17 protein-coding genes are annotated in these 18253 nt (G+C 60.6%); 10 read left to right on the top strand and 7 right to left on the bottom strand.

The genetic code is table 11. From position 1 onward, the window contains the following. Window positions 1-14 precede the first annotated feature (14 nt). Genes JNM85_05495 through JNM85_05475 form a run of 5 tightly spaced genes read right to left on the bottom strand, consistent with a single transcriptional unit; the run spans window position 15 to window position 3129 of the window. Complete coding sequence (locus JNM85_05495; protein ID MBL8087512.1) at window positions 15-1049, bottom strand: homoserine dehydrogenase; 1035 nt, start codon at window positions 1047-1049, stop codon at window positions 15-17. Further along, on the bottom strand, window positions 1049-1501 hold the full coding sequence (locus JNM85_05490) for a hypothetical protein (protein ID MBL8087511.1): 453 nt from the start codon (window positions 1499-1501) through the stop codon (window positions 1049-1051). The genes JNM85_05495 and JNM85_05490 overlap by 1 nt, the downstream gene beginning before the upstream one ends. Window positions 1502-1524: 23 nt before the next feature. Continuing rightward, the gene (locus JNM85_05485; protein MBL8087510.1) at window positions 1525-1998 is read right to left on the bottom strand and encodes a peroxiredoxin; all 474 of its coding nucleotides are present in this window, start codon (window positions 1996-1998) and stop codon (window positions 1525-1527) included. Window positions 1999-2038: 40 nt separating this feature from the next. Continuing rightward, window positions 2039-2446 carry a CBS domain-containing protein gene (locus JNM85_05480; GenBank protein MBL8087509.1) on the bottom strand — a complete coding sequence of 136 codons (408 nt, stop codon included), beginning with the start codon at window positions 2444-2446 and terminating at the stop codon, window positions 2039-2041. After that, a complete protein-coding gene (locus tag JNM85_05475) occupies window positions 2443-3129 on the bottom strand; it encodes a hypothetical protein (GenBank protein ID MBL8087508.1) in 687 nt (228 codons plus the stop codon). The genes JNM85_05480 and JNM85_05475 overlap by 4 nt, the downstream gene beginning before the upstream one ends. Before the next feature lie 40 nt (window positions 3130-3169). Here JNM85_05475 and JNM85_05470 point away from each other — a divergent pair, with 40 nt between their 5' ends. From JNM85_05470 to dnaB, 3 genes are all read left to right on the top strand, one after another. Beyond that, window positions 3170-3484, top strand: coding sequence for a hypothetical protein (locus JNM85_05470; GenBank protein MBL8087507.1), 315 nt, complete (start codon window positions 3170-3172; stop codon window positions 3482-3484). A 20-nt stretch (window positions 3485-3504) separates the two neighbouring features. Next, on the top strand, window positions 3505-5610 hold the full coding sequence (locus JNM85_05465; GenBank protein ID MBL8087506.1) for a hypothetical protein: 2106 nt from the start codon (window positions 3505-3507) through the stop codon (window positions 5608-5610). A gap of 75 nt (window positions 5611-5685) precedes the next feature. Next, window positions 5686-7050, top strand: coding sequence for a replicative DNA helicase (gene dnaB, locus JNM85_05460; protein ID MBL8087505.1), 1365 nt, complete (start codon window positions 5686-5688; stop codon window positions 7048-7050). 2 nt (window positions 7051-7052) lie between these two features. Here the strand turns inward: dnaB and JNM85_05455 are convergent, their stop codons facing one another. Beyond that, entirely contained in the window at window positions 7053-8000 is a 948-nt protein-coding gene (locus JNM85_05455) for an SIS domain-containing protein (GenBank protein MBL8087504.1), read from the bottom strand. 45 nt (window positions 8001-8045) lie between these two features. Between JNM85_05455 and JNM85_05450 the strand changes: the two genes are divergently transcribed. The 5 genes from JNM85_05450 to secD are packed head-to-tail and all read left to right on the top strand — an operon-like array spanning window position 8046 to window position 14961. Continuing rightward, window positions 8046-9767: a GAF domain-containing protein gene (locus tag JNM85_05450; protein MBL8087503.1), complete on the top strand. Its 1722-nt coding sequence runs from the start codon at window positions 8046-8048 to the stop codon at window positions 9765-9767. 16 nt (window positions 9768-9783) lie between these two features. Continuing rightward, a complete protein-coding gene (locus JNM85_05445) occupies window positions 9784-10887 on the top strand; it encodes a hypothetical protein (protein MBL8087502.1) in 1104 nt (367 codons plus the stop codon). Further along, on the top strand, window positions 10884-11438 hold the full coding sequence (gene tsaB, locus JNM85_05440) for a tRNA (adenosine(37)-N6)-threonylcarbamoyltransferase complex dimerization subunit type 1 TsaB (GenBank protein ID MBL8087501.1): 555 nt from the start codon (window positions 10884-10886) through the stop codon (window positions 11436-11438). The genes JNM85_05445 and tsaB overlap by 4 nt, the downstream gene beginning before the upstream one ends. Continuing rightward, window positions 11438-12388 (top strand): UDP-N-acetylmuramate dehydrogenase, encoded by a 951-nt coding sequence (gene murB / locus JNM85_05435; GenBank protein ID MBL8087500.1) that lies wholly within the window; start codon window positions 11438-11440, stop codon window positions 12386-12388. Before tsaB ends, murB begins: the two co-directional genes overlap by 1 nt. Before the next feature lie 38 nt (window positions 12389-12426). Then, the gene (secD, locus tag JNM85_05430) at window positions 12427-14961 is read left to right on the top strand and encodes a protein translocase subunit SecD (protein ID MBL8087499.1); all 2535 of its coding nucleotides are present in this window, start codon (window positions 12427-12429) and stop codon (window positions 14959-14961) included. A gap of 54 nt (window positions 14962-15015) precedes the next feature. Here the strand turns inward: secD and JNM85_05425 are convergent, their stop codons facing one another. Further along, the gene (locus tag JNM85_05425; protein MBL8087498.1) at window positions 15016-16254 is read right to left on the bottom strand and encodes a hypothetical protein; all 1239 of its coding nucleotides are present in this window, start codon (window positions 16252-16254) and stop codon (window positions 15016-15018) included. 63 nt (window positions 16255-16317) lie between these two features. Between JNM85_05425 and JNM85_05420 the strand changes: the two genes are divergently transcribed. Next, entirely contained in the window at window positions 16318-16659 is a 342-nt protein-coding gene (locus tag JNM85_05420) for a P-II family nitrogen regulator (protein ID MBL8087497.1), read from the top strand. Between the two features lie 26 nt (window positions 16660-16685). Then, window positions 16686-18215: a glutamine-hydrolyzing GMP synthase gene (guaA, locus tag JNM85_05415; GenBank protein ID MBL8087496.1), complete on the top strand. Its 1530-nt coding sequence runs from the start codon at window positions 16686-16688 to the stop codon at window positions 18213-18215. The last annotated feature ends 38 nt before the right edge of the window (window positions 18216-18253 follow it).

Raw genomic sequence — 18253 nt, 5'->3', positions numbered from 1 at the left:
ACAACAACCAAGGGTTAATCCTCCCAAAGCACATCCGATGCAAAGTGTGCACCGAGCTCGTCCGAGGGGCCGGGACCCTCTGGGACCGCAGGCGCATGGTTCACGGACCATTCCCGACGAAGTTGATGCGGATCCCGCACGATTTCCAGGATGTCGCCAAGGACCGCGCTGGCGGTGGGACCCGCGCCTGCACCTGGGCCGCGAAGACTCACGTCGCCGCTGTGGGTTCCTCTGATCATGACGGAGTTTGTCCCTCCGGGCAGTTCGAAGAGCGGGTGGGCAGGCCCGACCAGTTTCGGGCGCACTTCCAGCGAAACAGCCGTCCCGGCAAAGCGGGCGGAAGCGACGAGTCGCCACCGACCACCGACGGCCTCAGCGTCGGCGATGTTCTGCGATGAGACTTCACGGATTCCTTGACGAGTAGCCGCATCGAGGTTGGGTCGCTTGCCGGTCACCAAAGCGCTGAGAATGGCAATCTTGAACAGCGAGTCGTAGCCGTCTACGTCGTGGGTCGGGTCCGCTTCGGCGTAGCCCAGAGCTTGGGCCTCCGCGAGAGCTTCGCCGAATGAGATTCCCAACTCGCGCATCTGGTTCAAGATGTAGTTCGAAGTGCCGTTCAGAACGCCGACGATCCGTTGGATCTGGTGCGGCTCGATGCTCCGCGCAACGGTGCCGACGACGGGGATCGCCCCTCCCACCGCCGCTTCAAAACGGATGGGTGCCGCTCCCATGGCAAAAAGCTCATGACCGCGTTTGGCCATAAGCTCCTTGTTTGCGGTGACGATGGGCTTGCCCGCACGGGAGGCCTGAGCGAGGAGGTCAAAGGCTGGGTCTAAACCGCCCATCACCTCGACGACCACATCGCAATCTTCAACGACCCGCGCAAGGTCCGTGGTGAATAGCTCAGCGGGTGCAGTGCGGGGCTTGCTCGTATCGCGGACTCCGATCGAGCCGATTGTGAGCGAATCTGCGTAGCCTTGACGCAGGATCATGTCCCATACACCGGCACCGACGGTTCCGAATCCGAGGAGGCCGAGTCGCGTCGCCATTAGCCGACGGTGATGAGCGTGTCGCCGGGCTGCACGAGCTGACCATTCTCGGCAGGCGTCGCCAGCACTGTGCCGCTGGCGGTGGCGGTGATCTCGTTGAAGACCTTCATGGCTTCGATCAGACCGATGACCTGCCCGGCGGTGACTGTGTCTCCCAGCTTCACGAAGGGTGGCGTTCCTGGACTGGGCGAGGAGTAATAAATCCCCATCATCGGGCTCGTGATGGGTGTTCCTGCCGGGGCAGCCTTGGGAGCTGGCTTCGGACGCTCCGCTTGGCGCGCGGCGCGGGGAGCGTCCTGGGTTGGCGTCGCGGCGGACACCGGTGCAACCGCGGCGGGACCCAGCCGCGAGAACTCGATCTTCCAGTCCTCGCCCTTCAGCTTAGCCTGATCGAGGCCGAACTCCTCCATCAGGTGCGCCAACTCAGTGATCTGTGTCTTTAGGTCGCTCACGGTACGAGCATTATGACACTGGGTCAGCCCAACGAAGCGACAGCTTCCTGAACCTCGGTCGCGTGGCCGGGCACTTTCACCTTGCTCCAGACTCTCACCACTGTGCCATTGGCATCCACCAACACGGTCGTGCGCTCGACACCCATGTACTTGCGTCCGTACATCGACTTTTCGACCCAAACGCCAGCGGCTTGCAGCAGGGCGTGCTCCGGATCGGCCAGGAGCGTGAAGGGGAGCGCGTACTTCTCGGCGAACTTCTTGTGTGAGCGGACGGAGTCCGGGGATACCCCGATGACTCGCGCGCCTTGGAATCGAGGGAGCGAATCACGGAAGTCGCAAGCCTCGGCAGTGCAGCCCGAGGTGTCGTCCTTGGGATAGAAGTAGATGATTGCAGGTGCGCCGGCGAGATCGGCTGGGCCTACGGTGTTTCCGTCTTGGTCTAGCAGCGAAAATTCGGGAAACTTTTGTCCAACGGTGAGCGCAACGACGGTGTTCATAGGTGTTTCTACGTGAGGCGGACGACGAAGATCGCTGCGCTTAGCTCTTGGGCTCGGGGATATTGCCATCCAGCAGCACGGCCTGCATCAGGTCCACCCGCAGCACCACACCTCGGAAGATATCGCCATCGACGACCGGCAGGATGGTGAGGCCGCTCATGAGCATGAGGTGAAGCGCGTCGGAGATCTCCATTCCGATCGGCGCAGTGGTCGGGTTCGCAGTTCCGTAGCCGATGGCGGGCAGGGCCGCGAGGCTTGTGAGGTTGCCCACACCCTGAACGGCCCGGGCAATGTCGCCTTCGGTGATGACGGCCACTGGCGAGGGACCTTGGTCGACAATCACCAGCGCAGGAAACTGGTAGATGTCCATCTTGTCGATGGCGTCGCGCAACGTGCTCTGCTGAGTCAGCACCGGGATGTGGGCATGGAGCACTTCTTGCAGGATCATCGCTCAGAGTCTAGCTCACAAGCAGCCCAGACCGCGAGCGCGGCGAAGTCCCAAAGCGTGGCTCCCGCGGGTGGATCCAGCGTGAGATTGACCGGCCCGCTGAGCCAGCATCGGACGTCGAGAACGCTGACCGCCCACCGGTCGATCCGGTCTTCTTCGGGCTCGTACCACCAAGCGATTTCCTCGCCATCGATAAGCACGCGGGCCCGTTGCCGTCCGTGGAAGCGATCGTAAAGTCGAGCCAGCCGTAACCCGTTGCAGCGTTCTGGTACTTCCAGTACCCACTCCAAGCGGCCTAGGTGCTGTCGGTGTGCATGGGTCTTGCCGCCTGAGGACAACATTCGGCATTCGCTCAGACCGGCCGCTTTGGCAGACCCCAAGTCGTCAGCAGCCAGCGCGCGCAGCGGGACAAGTTGCGATTCATCCCATCGACAGTGCGGAATGCGGGAGACCTCCGCGCGACCCTCCCCGACTGCGACCGCGGTCCGGGCACCACTCGCCTCGTCACGCAGCCAGAGCTCACTCGCAGACCGGAATTCTAAGTAGTGAGTGGCCTCGCAGTCGCCGACTACGCGGTGTCCGTCGGCATTTCGATACAGGCAGTCACCATGATCGAATGTCCAGGTGCGGTCGGGGTTGAGCGGAGGGAGCGGACCGTGCGGAAAAACGTCGTGCGTCGCCATGGGGAACTAAACCCAATCTACCGACTTCTATACCTGTAGCATGCAAGCAAAACGCCATCCGAATCTTCCAATTCGCACCGTCAGTCCTGGCTTGCCATTGCATGCCCTGAAGTGCTGTCCGCTTTGCGGCTCACTCAATGCGAAACGGAACGGCTCATGCCTCGTCTGTGGATGGCGCGGAGAGTTCGATACCGACGCGGACACGATCATGACCGCATTGCACGAGATCGTGCTCCAGTGCCCGGCCATCATCGATATCATTGCCCGAGAGCCGGAAGAGCGAGTCTCGATTTTGACGCGGTTGTTCGGGGTCTTGCGAAAGCGCAAGCACCGCCCGCTCGACCTGAGCGCCTAGCGAGTTAAACTGAGGCCACCATGTTTGCGGTGGCCCTCTTAATATCGCTCGCGGCCCAACCGGCTGAGTTTGGCCGGTTTGGCCGGATCCACGAAGACGGGCTGCTGACCCTATTGACGAACCCGACCGGGTTCACCGCCCCCATTGCAATTGGGCATACGAAAGTCGCTTGGCAAGCTGGCGAGCCAAAGGTTACGGCCATAGATCGCTCGCGCAAGCACCTCTCGTTCTCACCGATAGTGGGCCAAGTTCGAGAGATTCAACTGAACTTGACCGAGCCGTACCTGCGCGTTTCGTTCGAGGGCCGGTCAGATCTGCGCATCTTCCCCGCGGGTTACCGGGCGCAGAAGGTGGGCGGAGACGTTTGGTTGCTCCATGACTCGGGGATGGAACTTCCGCTCCGGATCCATCCGCTGGATGGGACCCGGATCGAATTCGATGGCGATCGTGTGACCCTGAGTGGACGACATGAGCCAACGATTCAGATCGGGTTCCCCTATGGACTCGATCTGCGGCAGCAGAAGCCGGATGCGGCGGCCGCGCTTCCCCTTGACTGGAGCTCGCCGGTCTCGGCACCCGTTATGGTCAGTGGGGCTCGACCCGGGTTTCAGCGATTCAAGATCATCGGCAAAGGCCCTCGTATCGCCGTTCCGCCGGTGCTGGCGCAGGCCATCGAGTCGGGCTCGCGGGCAACGATTCTAGGCGCTGTCAACAGGACAGGCCGACCCACGCTCGCAGGTCCACTCTGGTACGTGCGGGGCTCGGAGCTGCTCTACGATCTGCCCATACCGCCCATCGACGATCGCGTCCTGATCGCTCCTGAGCCTACCGCCGAAGAAACCGGCTGGATGCGCAAGATTTTTGGTTCGCTCGACATGAAGTGGGCCACAAACGCGGTGGATCTGTGCTACTCGCGTGCCGCCCCGGCGGTGATGGCGGGTGATTTGTTACCGGGAGATCTGCGCACCAAGGCGCTCGCTGCACTTCGGTGGAACGAGGTCTTTACCATGCCGCCTTACCGTACCGACCAGGCCGTGCGCCCGTGGATGCTTGAGACTGAGCCATCTACGGGGCTTACCTACCCTTGGACTTACAAGATCGATGGAGAAGGGCCCTACAAGTACGACATCGAGTGGGGCAATGCGCTGCCGGTGTACGGAACCTACCAGCGGTCGCTCGCCGAGCCGATTGACGTGAAAGGTGTTTGGTCGGATCTGAACCGTGTGTTTGAGTTCATGGATGCAGCGACCGATTGGGCGTGGATGACCACCTGTAACGCGGATCACGGATACTCGACCGGCACCGGCGACCCCATGTGCGCGTACTACGTGGGCCTCGCGGCGAGGCTGAAACTTGCGAGATTGGTCGGCGACACCAAGGTCGAGAACCAGGCCTTGAATCAATTATGCCATGTCGGCATTGCCTCGATTGCTCGGTTTGGATTCACGAAGTACGCGCGCGATTGGGGATTGATCGGACCGACGAGTGTTGCACTGGGTTTCCACGAGCGTGAGGGGGTGACCCGGGTGCCCGAAGGGACGACCGACCCTTGGGGACCGACGACACTCCTGAGCGGCAGTGGTGCACAACCCGAGATGTTCGATCTGTACTTGAGCGATGGGCGTCGCGGACTGGAGCAGTTCCTGAGCGACTACGAGCGGGCCTATCCGAACTGGAAGGACGGCAACCACAAGTACCCGTTTCAGTGCACCTACAATGGCAACTCCGGATATGTGAACTTCCCCCATATCTATGCGAGGTTGCGACTGGGTGAATCGACCGCAAAGTTGACCGAGATGGTGCGCGGCACCATGAAAAACCCCGTGCACGCTTGGGTCGGCGCGAACGTCATCGCAGAGATTGCCAACCGCCGCGCTCCGGGGTACCTAACCCGGCTGGAGAACGTCACCGTTCATTCGGCGAGGTTCGATCGAAAAACGAACCGCGTGACGCTGAAACTCCGGCCGCGTCAACCTGGAAAGCCCGCGAGTTTCGAGTTTCGGTCGCAAGGGAAGGGACGCTTGGGGATTCCATCGTTCGGGCAGTTGCGGGGATCGATTTGGTCTACCGCCAAGTGCCCCGCGAATCTCACCCTCACGTTCAAACAAGCGGTCCCTGGCGAGTAGTCCACACGAATTTTCTGTGTAACCTGGGGATAACCCAAACGGAGGCTTGAGGGGGCTCCATAATAGTGTCTTCCAATGGCCGCAGTGACCCGCTTTGACGACTATGTCCCGCCCCACAGCCTTGAGGCGGAGATGTGCGCGCTGGGTGCCATGCTCCTCAATGAGAAGGCGTGCGACGACGTCATTGGCATGCTCAAGGACGGTGATTTCTACTCGCCCGCGCATCGCGAGATCTTCAAGTCCATCTATCAACTCGCCTCACACTCTCGGGCGGTTGACCTCGTCACGGTCAAGAACGAGCTCCAAGAACGTGGCCTGCTTCCCAATGTAGGTGGAACGGACTATCTTATTCAGATCGCCGAGAGCGTCCCGAGCGCGAGCAACGCCGAGCATTACGCGGGAATCGTCCTGGACAAAGCGACGCTGCGAAGATTGGAGGATGCGGGCCACCAAATCGTTCAGCTCACTCATGACGGCGAGGCGACGGCGAACGAGAAGGTAGACCAAGCCGAGGGGCTCATTTTCCAAGTCGGACGTCAACGCCTCGGCAAGGAGCTCCAGCCGATCCGATCGGTCGCGAAGGACTTCTTCATCCAGATCGATGAGTTCTTTGAGACCGGCCAGGCAGTGCTGGGTCACCCGAGCGGGTTCTTCGACCTGGACAAGATGACCGGCGGCTTTTACGGGGGAGACTTTACCGTGCTGGCCGCGCGCCCCTCGATGGGAAAGACGTCGCTTGCGCTCAACTTTGCGCTCAATGTTGCCCGCGAGAACAAGGGGAACGTGGCGATCTTCTCGATCGAAATGGGTGCTCAACAGTTGGTGCGCCGAATGCTCTCGATGATCAGCCGCGTCAGTATGGGAGTCTTGAAGCGGGATCGGCTACCCGACGAGACCTACCAGAAGCTTGCCGACGCGTGTGAGTCGCTGTATACGTTGCCGATCTTCATCGACGACTCCAGCGAAATCTCGCCGATGGAGATGCGTGGGAAGTGTCGCCGGTTGAAGCAGGATGGCGGTTTGGCGATGGTCGTGGTGGACTATTTGCAGCTCATGCGTTCCAGCCGTCGGGCGGAGAACCGCGTGCAAGAGGTGAGTGAGATCGCGCGCGGGCTCAAAGCGCTTGCGAAGGAGCTTGAGGTTCCGGTGGTCGCGCTCAGTCAGCTTAGCCGCGGTGTTGAAGCTCGCGAGGACAAGCGACCGATGCTCAGCGACATCCGCGAGTCGGGATCGATCGAAGCAGAAGCCGACCTCGTCATGTTTATCTACCGCGACTCTTACTACAAGGCCAAGGAAGAGGGCGCGGAGGAGAATTTTGATGCCGACCGTGTCGAAGAATCTGAAGTCATCATCGCCAAGCACCGCAACGGCCCGACCGGCAAAGTCGTGCTTGGGTTCCAGCCCAGCTATGCCCGGTTCGTAAACCTCCGCAAGGACTAACCTTACAACGTCAGCGTCACTTTGCTGAGGTTGCGCGGCGTATCCGGATCAAGGTTGCGTGAGCGTGCGGTGAAGAGCGCGAGCCACTGTCCAAAGAGTACATCCGACAGGGGCGCGAGCTCGGCACGGTCGCTCTGTGGTGCGTAGATGGGCACGCATCCGAAGTCAGTCAGTCCGCTGGGGGCTTCGCCGTAGACAATGGCGGTGCTCTCCGGTCCAGCGAGCGCCTTGGGGCCGTGCTGAAAATCCGCGGTGGAGTATGCCTTGCAGGGAAGCAGGGCGCATTCCATGAGCTTCAGCGCGCTCTCGCAGCAGGTCGCGAAGCTGAATCCCCGTCCGAGCGAGAATCGGACAGTCTGTCGATTGAGGATGCCGAACGCCTCCTCGGCCTCGTCGCGGGTCCGTTGCAGCCAGGAGGCGTCGGGCAGATGACCGGCCGGGTCGGGCAGATTCGCACCCAGTGCACGGACCGCTTGGTAAAGCGCGAGCAGCGATGCCGTGTAAGTCTTGGTGGCGGCCACGCTCTTCTCGGCGTCTACGTTGAGCAGGATCGTGTGTTCGGCCTCTTCGGTCAATCGCGAGCCGGGCGTGTTGGTGATGGCGAGTGTGCCATGTCCGCTCGCACGCATGAAGTTCAGGACTTCCGCGACGTCCGGAGCCGCACCCGATTGCGAGATGCCCACAGCCAGACACTTGGGGAAGCGCATGTCCGAGCCGAACTTGGTAATGACCGACGGAGCGGCGAGCGAAACCGGGATGCGGAGATGGATTTCGATGAGATACCGCGCGTACAGGGCGGCATTGTCGCTCGAACCGCGCGCGGCGAGCAGCACCATCTGGTAGTCATGACCCTTGAGCCCCTCGCGGACGCTATCGAAGTACGCGGCAGCATTGTGCGCCAGTTGCTCTGGTTGCTGGTAAATTTCCGATTCCATGAGGGTGCCGTTCATCGGCCTAAGGTTACTCGGTGAAGCCAAAAGGTAGCATCCAGGTTCATGGGGTCGCTCCGAAGTCTGACCGAACTGTCTTTGCAGGTGAACCGAGAACCGAGCACGCACGAGGCGCTGCAGTTGCTGTGCGCGGGGGCGGTTGCGCTCACTCGTTCGCGCAACGTTCTACTCGCGCGCATGAACGATGAGCTCGGCGCGATGATCCTAACTCACGGCGCGGGGAAGGACATCAGCGATGAGATTCTGGGCAAGCTCATCAAGCTGGGAGCGAAGCAGGGGGGCGGCATCGTGGGCTATGTCGCGGCGAAAGGGGCGAGCTACGTCGCCGCCAACGTCGATGAGGAGCCGCTGTATCAGGACCTCTTCAGCAGCAGCAAAAGTGAGGTCGCGATTCCCATTCAAGATCGATTTGGCCGCATTCGCGCGGTTTTGAATGTCGAAAGCGACCAGCCTGATTGGTACGGCGAAGAGGAGGTCGACATCGCCGAAGGGGTCGCTGCGCTGGCGGGACACGTCATTGCGCGTGCAGCGCTCCGGGATCAGACGGACGCCTTGATCGAGATCAGCACGGCAGTCGAGCAGGCGACGACCGAAGACGAGCTCCTGGAGCAGCTCCTCCGAATTGCGGATGACAAGCTGCGTTTCACTTCCTGCGCAATCTTCTTGCGCTCGGCGGCGGACGGCAGTTTTGTCCTGCGGGCGGCGACCGGCATCTTAGCGGATCGAGTGGGACTGGTCGGATACGAACCAGGGGACGGCTTGACGGGTTGGGTTGCTCGCGAGGCGACACCGCTCCGGCTGAATCAGCCGCAGACGGATCCGCGCTGGCGCGGCAGACTCCTGGAAATCCCCGGCGAGCAGATCGCGAGCTATCTCGCCGTTCCAGTTATCTCGCGCGGCGACTGCATTGGGGTTGTCCGGGTCATCCGCCGCGCGAGCGAGAACCCTTATCACGACAACCGGTTCACCGAAGACGATCAGCGGATTCTGGGCGCGATCGCCGAAGAGGTCGCGTATGGACTGGAAGGAATCCGGGCAATGCGGCGAATCATCAGCATCGAGCGCATGGCCGCCTGGGGCGAGCTCTCCGCAAAGAGTAGCCACATGATCGGCAATCGCGTATTTGCGATCCAGGGTGATGCCAATGAGATCGGCCATCTCTTGGGTGAACCCGAGCTGGACCGCAAAGCGCTGCAAGATGTCCACGGGAGCCTTCGCGTGCAGATCTCGCGGCTCGAAGAGATTCTTCAGGAATTCCGAGATTTCGTTTCGGCGACACAACTGAGCAAGGCACCAGCCGACTTCAATGCGATTGTTAGGGAAGCGGTCGAAGAAGTGTTTCCTCGCCGAACGCCGGTTCGGCTCGTGTTCCGGCTGACGGCGGACTTGCCTCAGGTGGTGCTCGACGCCGCAAAGTTCCGGCGTGCGGTCAGCGAGATCGTCGAGAATTCTCTGAACTTCGTCGAGGAAGGGGAGTTGACGGTGACGACTGACTGGGCCAATGCGGAGGTCGTCGCCCAGGCGCGTCTCGATCGTAGCCGTAAGTACGTTGAAGTCGTCATTGAAGACCAGGGGCCAGGCATCGAATTCGAGCGCAAGAATTTGATCTTCACGCCGTTTTACAGCTCACGCGTGAAGGGGATGGGCCTGGGACTAAGCATCGTGAAAGGTATCCTGGAGGCACACGGCGGCCAGGTCATCGAATCTGGGGTCCAAGGAAAAGGCGCACGCTTTGTGATGCTCGTGCCGTGTCAAGCCCGTCCGTAACTAAGGTCCTATGTCGATGTTGACTGCCTCTGTCCTCTTTTGTGTCTTGACGACACCACCCAAGATGAAGGTCTTCATTGACCCGAATCTCGGGCTCAAGTTCAACCACCCGGCCCTTTGGGACGTGAAGACCCAGAAGAAGAAGACGCTCATCACGGTGCCGGTAGGCAAGGATCGACGCGCGGCCACCATCGAGCTTCTAGACATGACATTTTTTGAATCCACCGACCAGTGGCAGACCTACCAACGTGAGGCGGTGCAGGGCTCGGGCCGTACCCTCGATCGCCAGTGGCAAGAGGACCTGATGGGAGTTCCCCTGCTGTTGACCCAGACCCGAACCCGGGATCGCGCCGGAGCAGAGCGAGTTTCGCTTACCGGCCTACTCTACAGTCGCACCAACCACAAGCTTTTCTTCCGTTTGGCCACGAACCCGGCGGTGTTTCCCGATGTAGACGCCCAGTGGCGAACGGTGATGCTTTCTTTGGCGACGATCGACGGCGAGGCGTTGCTCCCGGAGATCCCTGGCCGTACGCCCGCTGCCGAGCCGGTGAAGAATCCTAAGGCGAACAAGCCGATCTCAGTCCCGCTTGAGCAGTCGCCGGATCGGCCGCGCAAGACGGTCGTTTTCTCGAACGATCCCAACAAACTGCCCGCGAAGCGTCCGAGGGATACGCAGGCGGTCGAGACCTCAGCCGGCGGTGCGCAACTCTGGCTGTTCGTTCCGCAGGCATGGACCCTCGAAGTTGAGGGCGATGGGTTTGCACTGCGCCATCCTCAGTGGCCCTCGACGATCACACTAGAGCCGCTTTCAGTCCTCGATTCTGCCAAGCCCGCGGACAAGCTGACGAAGATGAGCGGTAGCACGATCGGCGAGTTCAAAACCATCGACCGGCGCGAGGACCGCAAGCCGTTCACGTCTTCTGCGGGCGCGCTCGTAAACGTGGTGACTCGCCTAGGCTCCCTGGAAAGCGGTGCAGTCGTTGAGTTACTTGCGACCGGGGAGCGAGGCGACACCTACTGGGCGGTCCGGAGCCGGGTCGCGACTGCCGCACTGACCAAAGAGCAGCAGAAGTTGTGGGAGTCGTTGCTTCAGGGATTGCTCTTGGAGCCTCGAACTTGATTCTTGCGATCAGTACTTCCTCTCCAGTCGCAAGCCTCGCCCTGTTCTCGCCCGATGGCCAGTGTCTGGCCGCTGCGCATCGGCACGCACCCCGATCCGCCGGCGCAGCCCTCATGGAAATGATGCCGTCGGTCTGCCCGACGCTGGAGGGTGTAGAGGGCTTCATTGCGGATACGGGGCCAGGCAGTTTTACTGGGGTTCGTGTCGGCGTGATGATGGCGAAGACGTGGGGCGTTCTGCGGGGAGTACAAGTGGCGGGAGTTCCCAGCTACCGGTTGGTGTCGGCCCAACGGGCTGTCGTCTTGCCGAATAAGCGCGGAGAGTGGTTCTCGGTGCTGCCCGGCCAGCAACCGCTGTTCGTCACGGAGTTTCCGGATGGAGCGGTGGGGTACGGACCCGAGGTGGCAGAGCCGACGTATCCTTTGGCGGAGCGGTGTGGGGAAGTGTGGTCCGAGCTTGAGTGGACCGACCCGATGGTGTTGGTGCCGAAGTACTTGGTCGCTCCGAGCATCTCCCTGCCTAAGAGTGCGTTCGGGGCGCCCCCCGCGTGATGCTCGACATCCGGGAGAACGTCTCCCTCCACTCGTGCACGACGCTGCGCGCCGGTGGCCGGGCAGCGAAGTTCGCTCGTGCTTTTAGCCTCGCGGACTTGGCCGACATGGCGATCTGGGCGCAGTCGCACGATCTCGAAGTGACGACGTTGGGTTGGGGGAGTAACGTGCTACCGAGCGATGCAGGCGTCCCGGGTTTCGTTCTTCAGAATTCGACCTCAAACATTGAGCTGACTCCGGCTGGCGACGTCCAGTGCGACTCGGGAGTTGGGTTCCAGGAACTGTTCCTCAAGACGGCGCAGGCTGGTCTGAAGGGACTCGAGTACGCGGTGGGAATCCCAGGGACAGTCGGCGGCGCGCTGGTGAGCAATGCGGGAGCGTATCGAAGCAACATCAGCGAGTTTTTGACCGGGATCGAGATCGTATTCGAGGGGGTGCAGCAGTGGGTTGATCCGTCGTGGATGGAGTTCAGTTACCGGGACTCGAGATTGCGACGCCCGGACCCCGTGCGTTGCACGTTGCTCCAGATCCGGATGAAGCTTGAGCCCGGCGATCCGAAGGCGATCTACGATGAGGCCCGCGATTACCAGCGCCAGCGGATCGGCAAGCAGCCGCCACCAGCCAGCGCCGGGAGCTTCTTCAAGAACGTTCACGATGCAGCGCTTGCCGAGCGTTTGGAGACGCTCCCGCCCAACTTAAAGAAGATTGGGTTGGTGCCTGCAGGCTATCTGATCCAGGAAGCAAAGCTCGCGGGCCACCGACTCGGCGGCGCGATGTTCGCCACCCGACATGCGAACTTCATGCTAAACGTCGCGGGGGCGACCGCCTCGGACATTCGGAGTCTAGCATCGCTGGCTCGTAAGCGTGTGTTCGAGGAGTACGGTGCCGAGCTTGAGGAAGAGGTCTTGTACTTGGGAGACTGGTCGGGTTGGGAGCCGGTGCTCGGGTAGAATCGGGCGAGTCTGGCATCGCCAGGGAGGCGAATTCTTTGCAATCAGGAAACAAGGGATATCTTTTTCTAGTCGTCGTTCTTGCGCTCGCTGCGCTCTCGGGTTGGCTGTACAAGCAGCCTGCGTACGACTACAAGTTTGGCCTGGACATCAAGGGCGGCGTCCGCCTGACGTACAAGGTCAAGGAACTCACCGAAGATCAGCGCAGGAACCTGCCCGTGATCATGGACAATCTGCAGACCATCATGAGTGGTCGTGCCTCGGCTTCGCTGGGCGTCGTCGAAGGCAACGTGCAGCGCAAGGGTGAGGACGAGATGATCGTCGAACTCCCGAACTTCACGGACGCTGAGATGGCCCGCCAGACGATGAGCAGCACGGCGAGCATCAAGCTCTACCATGCGAAGAACGTTGTCACGGAGCGAATCAAGTTTCGCGACTACGTGATTGCCGGCCGAGACGACGCGACCACGGACCCTGTCCAGACTTTCTCCAAGCGCAACGATCCACAGAACCGAATCCTGAAGCCGGGCGATCCCGAGTACCTCAACATGATCAAGGGGTGGACCCTGATTTTGGAAGGCACCGACCTCGCCAAGGCGATGGTTGAGATCGGACCAAACAACAGCGTCACACCGATGTTCAACTTCTCATCGGAGGGTGCGCGTAAGCTCGAAGCTTGGAGCCGCCAATTCAGCGGCCAACAGGAAAACGTTGCGTTCGTCTTGGATGGCAAAGTCCTCAATATCGCTCCGGTCCAGCGTGACGCCATCCTATCCGATCACGCAGTGCTTACGGGCCAATTCACCGCGAGCTACGCCAATAACCTGGTATCGCTGCTGAACGCCGGTGCGCTGCCGGTCGAGCTCGAGGAGACTTCGAGCCAGGTCGTGGACCCAACGATCGGCAAGTTCGCGCTGAGCCAAATGATCACTGCCGGTATCGCGGCCTTCGCGTTCACCGCGCTGTTCTTGATCATCTATTACTTCTTCCCAGGGTTCGTCGCCCTCATCGCGCTGTGTCTGTACGTGCTATTCACGATCACGGCGATGAAGATGCTGAACGCGACCTTCTCGCTCGCCGCAATTGCTGGTTTTATTCTGTCCGTCGGCATGGCGGTTGACGCAAACATCCTCGTTTTCGAACGCGTGAAGGAAGAGATGCGCGATGGTCGGTCGCTGATGACCGCGGTCGAGCTCGGATTCAAACGAGCTCTGCCCGCGATCATCGACTCCAACGCTTGTACGATCCTGACCTCGCTCGTTCTCATGCAACTGGGTCAAGGACCCGTCAAGGGATTTGCCACGACGCTCGTCATTGGTGTTGCGATTTCGCTCTTCACCGCCGTGACGATTACACGCTCGTTGCTCGTCTTCTTCGTGAGCTCGGGCATCGTCAAGAGCGAGAAGCTCTTCGCCGCTGAGCGCGGATGGTTCGGCGAGAAGCTGGAGGCGACGGCGCACGAGAAGCCGCTGCAGGTCGTGAACAACTCTCGGCGCTACTTCATGATTTCGCTGCTGACGATCATCCCGGGACTCATCTTTGTGTTCCTGGGCGGTCTCAAGCCGAACGTCGAGTTCCAAGGCGGCTTTGAGGCGGTGTACAAGCTCCAGGCAGGGGCAACGACGCCAGAGGTGGTCAAGAACCTAGAGACGGCGGGATTCAAGGGTAGCAACGCCAAGATTACGACCGACAAGGGCGAGAAGTACGTGGCGATCACCGTGCCGCCAAGCGACAAGCTCAAGTCGAACGACCCGGGCGCGTACAACACGCTCGCACAAGCAGCGGGTGTGGTCACGAAACTCCCGGTCACGAGTATCACCAGCGTCGGCCCCGCCGTACAGCAAGAGTCGATCCGTAACGCGATTCTTGCGGTGATCATCTCGTCGGCGCTCATCGTGTTTTATCTCGCGCTCCGCTTCGGCTTGAGCATGGGCGGATTCCACAACGGACTGAAGTTCGGCATGTCGGCGATCCTGGCCCTCGTTCACGACATCTTCGTCGTGCTCGGCGTGGCGGCCATCATGGGATTCTTTGCCGGGTGGGAATTGAGCGCGCTGTTCATCACCTCGATGCTCACCGTTATCGGGTTCTCCGTACACGATACGATCGTCATCTTCGACCGTATTCGTGAGAATCTTCGCAAGCCGATGAAGGGTGAAGACTTTGGCAACCTGTGCAACCGGTCGATTACCCAGAGCATTGCCCGCTCGATCAATACGTCGATGACCGTTATCGTCACGCTCTTGATCTTGGTCATCATGGGAACGCCCACGATCGACTTGAAGTTCTTCTGCGTGGTGATGCTCACCGGCATCCTCTCGGGAACGTACTCGTCGATCTTCAACGCGGCGCCGATCCTCTACCTTTGGGATCGTCGCATCGCCCGAACTCGCGGGGAAGAGCATTCGCTCATTGCTGAAGCGACCGCGGAGATGAATCGGCTCCGGGCTCAGGCGATGCAGACTCAGGTTGCGAGTGGTCCCTCCACTGCGTCCGGTGCGAACCGGGGTTACAGCCAGGTGAAGCGGCGCGATTCGGCAATCGACCGATCGAAGTCCGAAATCGACGACTGATCGTACGGTCGCAAGCGAAGTGAAGCCTGCTTTGAGAACGCACAGCAGGCTTCACTATGTCTTAGGGAGACGGATTGTGAAGGTGCTTCCTTCGCCCGGGAAGCTCACCAGGCTCACGGAGCCGCCGTGCGATTCTACAATGTGCTTGACGATGCTCAGCCCGAGGCCGGTACCTCCGGTAGCACGCGAACGTCCCTTGTCCACGCGGTAGAACCGCTCGAAGATGCGCGGGTGGTGCTCGGCGGGAATGCCGATGCCATGGTCCTGGACGCGCAACTGGACGTAACCGTCGTTCGCTTCATCGAGCGAGACTTCGACCGATCCCTCGTTGGAGTAGTTGATCGCGTTGTCGAACAGGTTCACCAGGACTTGCGAGAGCTGATGGGGATTCGCTTCGATGAGCACCTCCCGGGGAACCGTCACGACAAACTCGATTTGCTTCTGAGCCGCCTTATCGGCGAGGTCGCTCACTGCCTCTCGGACGATCGCTGAGAGGTCGGTCGGGCGCTTCTCGACCGACTTTGATTCGGCGGAGCTGAGCGTAAGTAAGTCTTCGGTGATGAGGTTGAGGCGGTCGACTTCGGCAATGATCCGGTTAAGGTACTTCGGCCCGAGATGCTTCATATCCTCTTCGTCCGTTTCGGTCAGCGTCTCGGCCATCGCGCGTATCGTGGTCATGGGGGTGCGAAGCTCGTGTGAGACGTTGGCGACAAAATCGCGGCGTATCCGTTCGAGCCGCCGCAAATGGGTGATCTCTTGTAGAGTCAGAAAAACGCGCTCCCCGGCCATAGGATCGACCCACGCCTTCGCCAGGCAGACTCGCTCGTCTGGATAGCGCAAGACGACCTCGCCGAAGGTCGGCTCGCTCGTGCGGACTGCGTCCCCGACAAGGGTTTCCAATTCATGGCTCAAGGTGACGGCCAGGATGTTTCTGCCCTTGGGGACGTCGTACCGGAAGAGCTCTATCGCCTTCTTGTTCGAGTACTCCACGATCATCTTTGGATCGCAAAGGAAGATGCCGACCTCGAGTCCGTCCGCAAGGGCGTCTACGACTTCGCGGTGCCGCCGGATTTCGCGTTCGTACAACTCGGATCGTCGCTCGGCCTTCTTGGCCTCGTCTTGGAGTTCTAAGAGCTCCTCGCGCACCTGATAGACAGCGTAGAGGGCCAGGGCCCCGGCACCGATTCCAACCAGTTCGAGCGCGGCGAACGAGTGGCGCGTGAAAACCAACGCGGTTGCGGCTGCGGCAGCGGTTCCTGCCGCGACGAAGCACGCCACAAGCCATCGGTTCAAGCGTTGTTCAGGCACAGAGTTAATTGTGGCCAGTTGCTGGCTCTTTCGGTAATCTTTCTCGCGATGAAACGGATTGAGGCATTTGTGCGGCTGAACAAGCTTGAGGAAGTCATGAATGCGCTCGAAGACGCGGGAATCCATGGCCTAAGCGTGGAACAGGTGCGCGGATACGGTCGCCAGCAGGGCCAAACGGATAAGTACCGCGGATCGACCTACGCGCTCAACCTCGTTCCCAAGATCAAGGTGGAGCTGGTAGTTGCCGAAGGTGATCTGGAGACGGCCATTGAAGCAATTCAGGAGGCGGCGCACACCGGCGACATCGGGGATGGCAAGATCTTCGTCAGCGAGGTTTTGGATGCGGTTCGGGTACGCACCGGAGAGCGCGGCGAGGCCGCGATCCAGTGACCGAGAGTGCTAAACTCTGACCTTCCATGGATCACCAGAGCGTCTTGGTCATCGACTTCGGCGGGCAGTACTCGCAGCTCATCGTGCGCCGAGTCCGGGAGCTAGGCGTCTTTTCTGAACTCGTCCCGTGGATGACGGCCACCGCCGCGATAGCGGAGAAGCGACCGAGCGCGATCATCCTTAGCGGTGGTCCGCGCAGCGTGCTCGAAGAGGGTGCCCCCGATATCCCGCTGGCATCATTGCCAACTGAGACACCCGTCCTGGGAATCTGCTACGGCTTGCAGTATCTGGCGAATGCGCTGGGCGGGGAAGTGCGCCGCGCGACCGATCGAGAGTACGGACGCCGGAACCTGAGCGAGGCGACGCCGCACTCGTTGGTCGGTGGGCTCGAGTCTAAGCAGGTGTGGATGAGCCACGGCGACCAGGTGGTGCACTTGCCGAAAGGATTCCAAGTGACCGGTTCGACCGAGTCGTGCCCCGTCGCTGCATTCGAAGGGACCGATCGACCGATGTTCGGTGTGCAGTTCCACCCGGAAGTCTCCCACACCCTGAGCGGTCAGGAAATCCTGCGTCGTTTCCTCTTCGACAAGGCTAAGCTCCGCGGCGATTGGAATAGCGAGAGTTTCATCGACGAAGCAATCGAGGCGATCCGCCAGGAGGTTGGAGACCGCAGAGTTCTCTGTGCGGTGAGCGGTGGTGTCGATAGCAGCGTTGTCGCCGCCCTGATGGCTCAAGCGATCGGAGATCAGCTTACGTGCGTATTTATCGATCATGGTCTTCTCCGCAAGAACGAAGCCGAGGATGTGATTCGCGAGTTCACAGAGCACTTCCACCCCAAGCTGATCGCGATCAATGCCCGTGATCGATTCTTGACCGCGCTCAAGGGAGTAACCGATCCGGAACAGAAGCGAAAGATCATCGGGGCGGAATTCGTTCGCTGCTTCGAAGAGCATGCCGAGGAGTTGCAGGGGTGCGACTTCTTGGCCCAGGGAACGCTGTATCCCGACATCATCGAGTCCGGATCGGCTACCGCATCCAAGATCAAGACTCACCACAACGTGGGAGGGCTGCCTGATTGGATGAGTCTCAAAGTCATCGAGCCCGTTAAGTGGCTCTTCAAAGACGAGGTGCGCAAGGTTGGACGTGCGCTGGGGTTGCCGGAGCACATGGTGGATCGCGAACCGTTCCCGGGTCCCGGACTTGCGGTACGGATTCTTGGCGAAATCACGGAAGAGCGCGTGAAGATGACGCAGGAGGCGGACGCGATCTTCCGCGCCGAGCTGCGTGCGCGTGGTCTCCACAAGCTCATCTGGCAGAGCTACGCCGCGCTGCTCGATGTCCGCAGCGTGGGAGTCATGGGCGATGAACGGACCTACCAGCAGCCGATCGTTTTGCGCGCGGTGCAGAGCGAAGATGCCATGACCGCGACGGCGGTTGCGATTCCGTTTGATGTGCTCGAACACGTTGCGAATCGGATCGTGAACGAGGTCGAAGGGGTCAACCGAGTCCTGTACGATCTGACCAGCAAACCTCCGGCCACGATCGAGTGGGAATAGGGTCGGCGACCGCATCCCTTCCCGAGTTTCGCACGTCT

This window comes from Chthonomonas sp., from assembly GCA_016788115.1.
GTDB lineage: Bacteria > Armatimonadota > Fimbriimonadia > Fimbriimonadales > Fimbriimonadaceae > UBA2391.
Note: the sequence above shows the minus strand (reverse complement) of the source record. Positions and strands in the feature narration are given on the sequence as shown.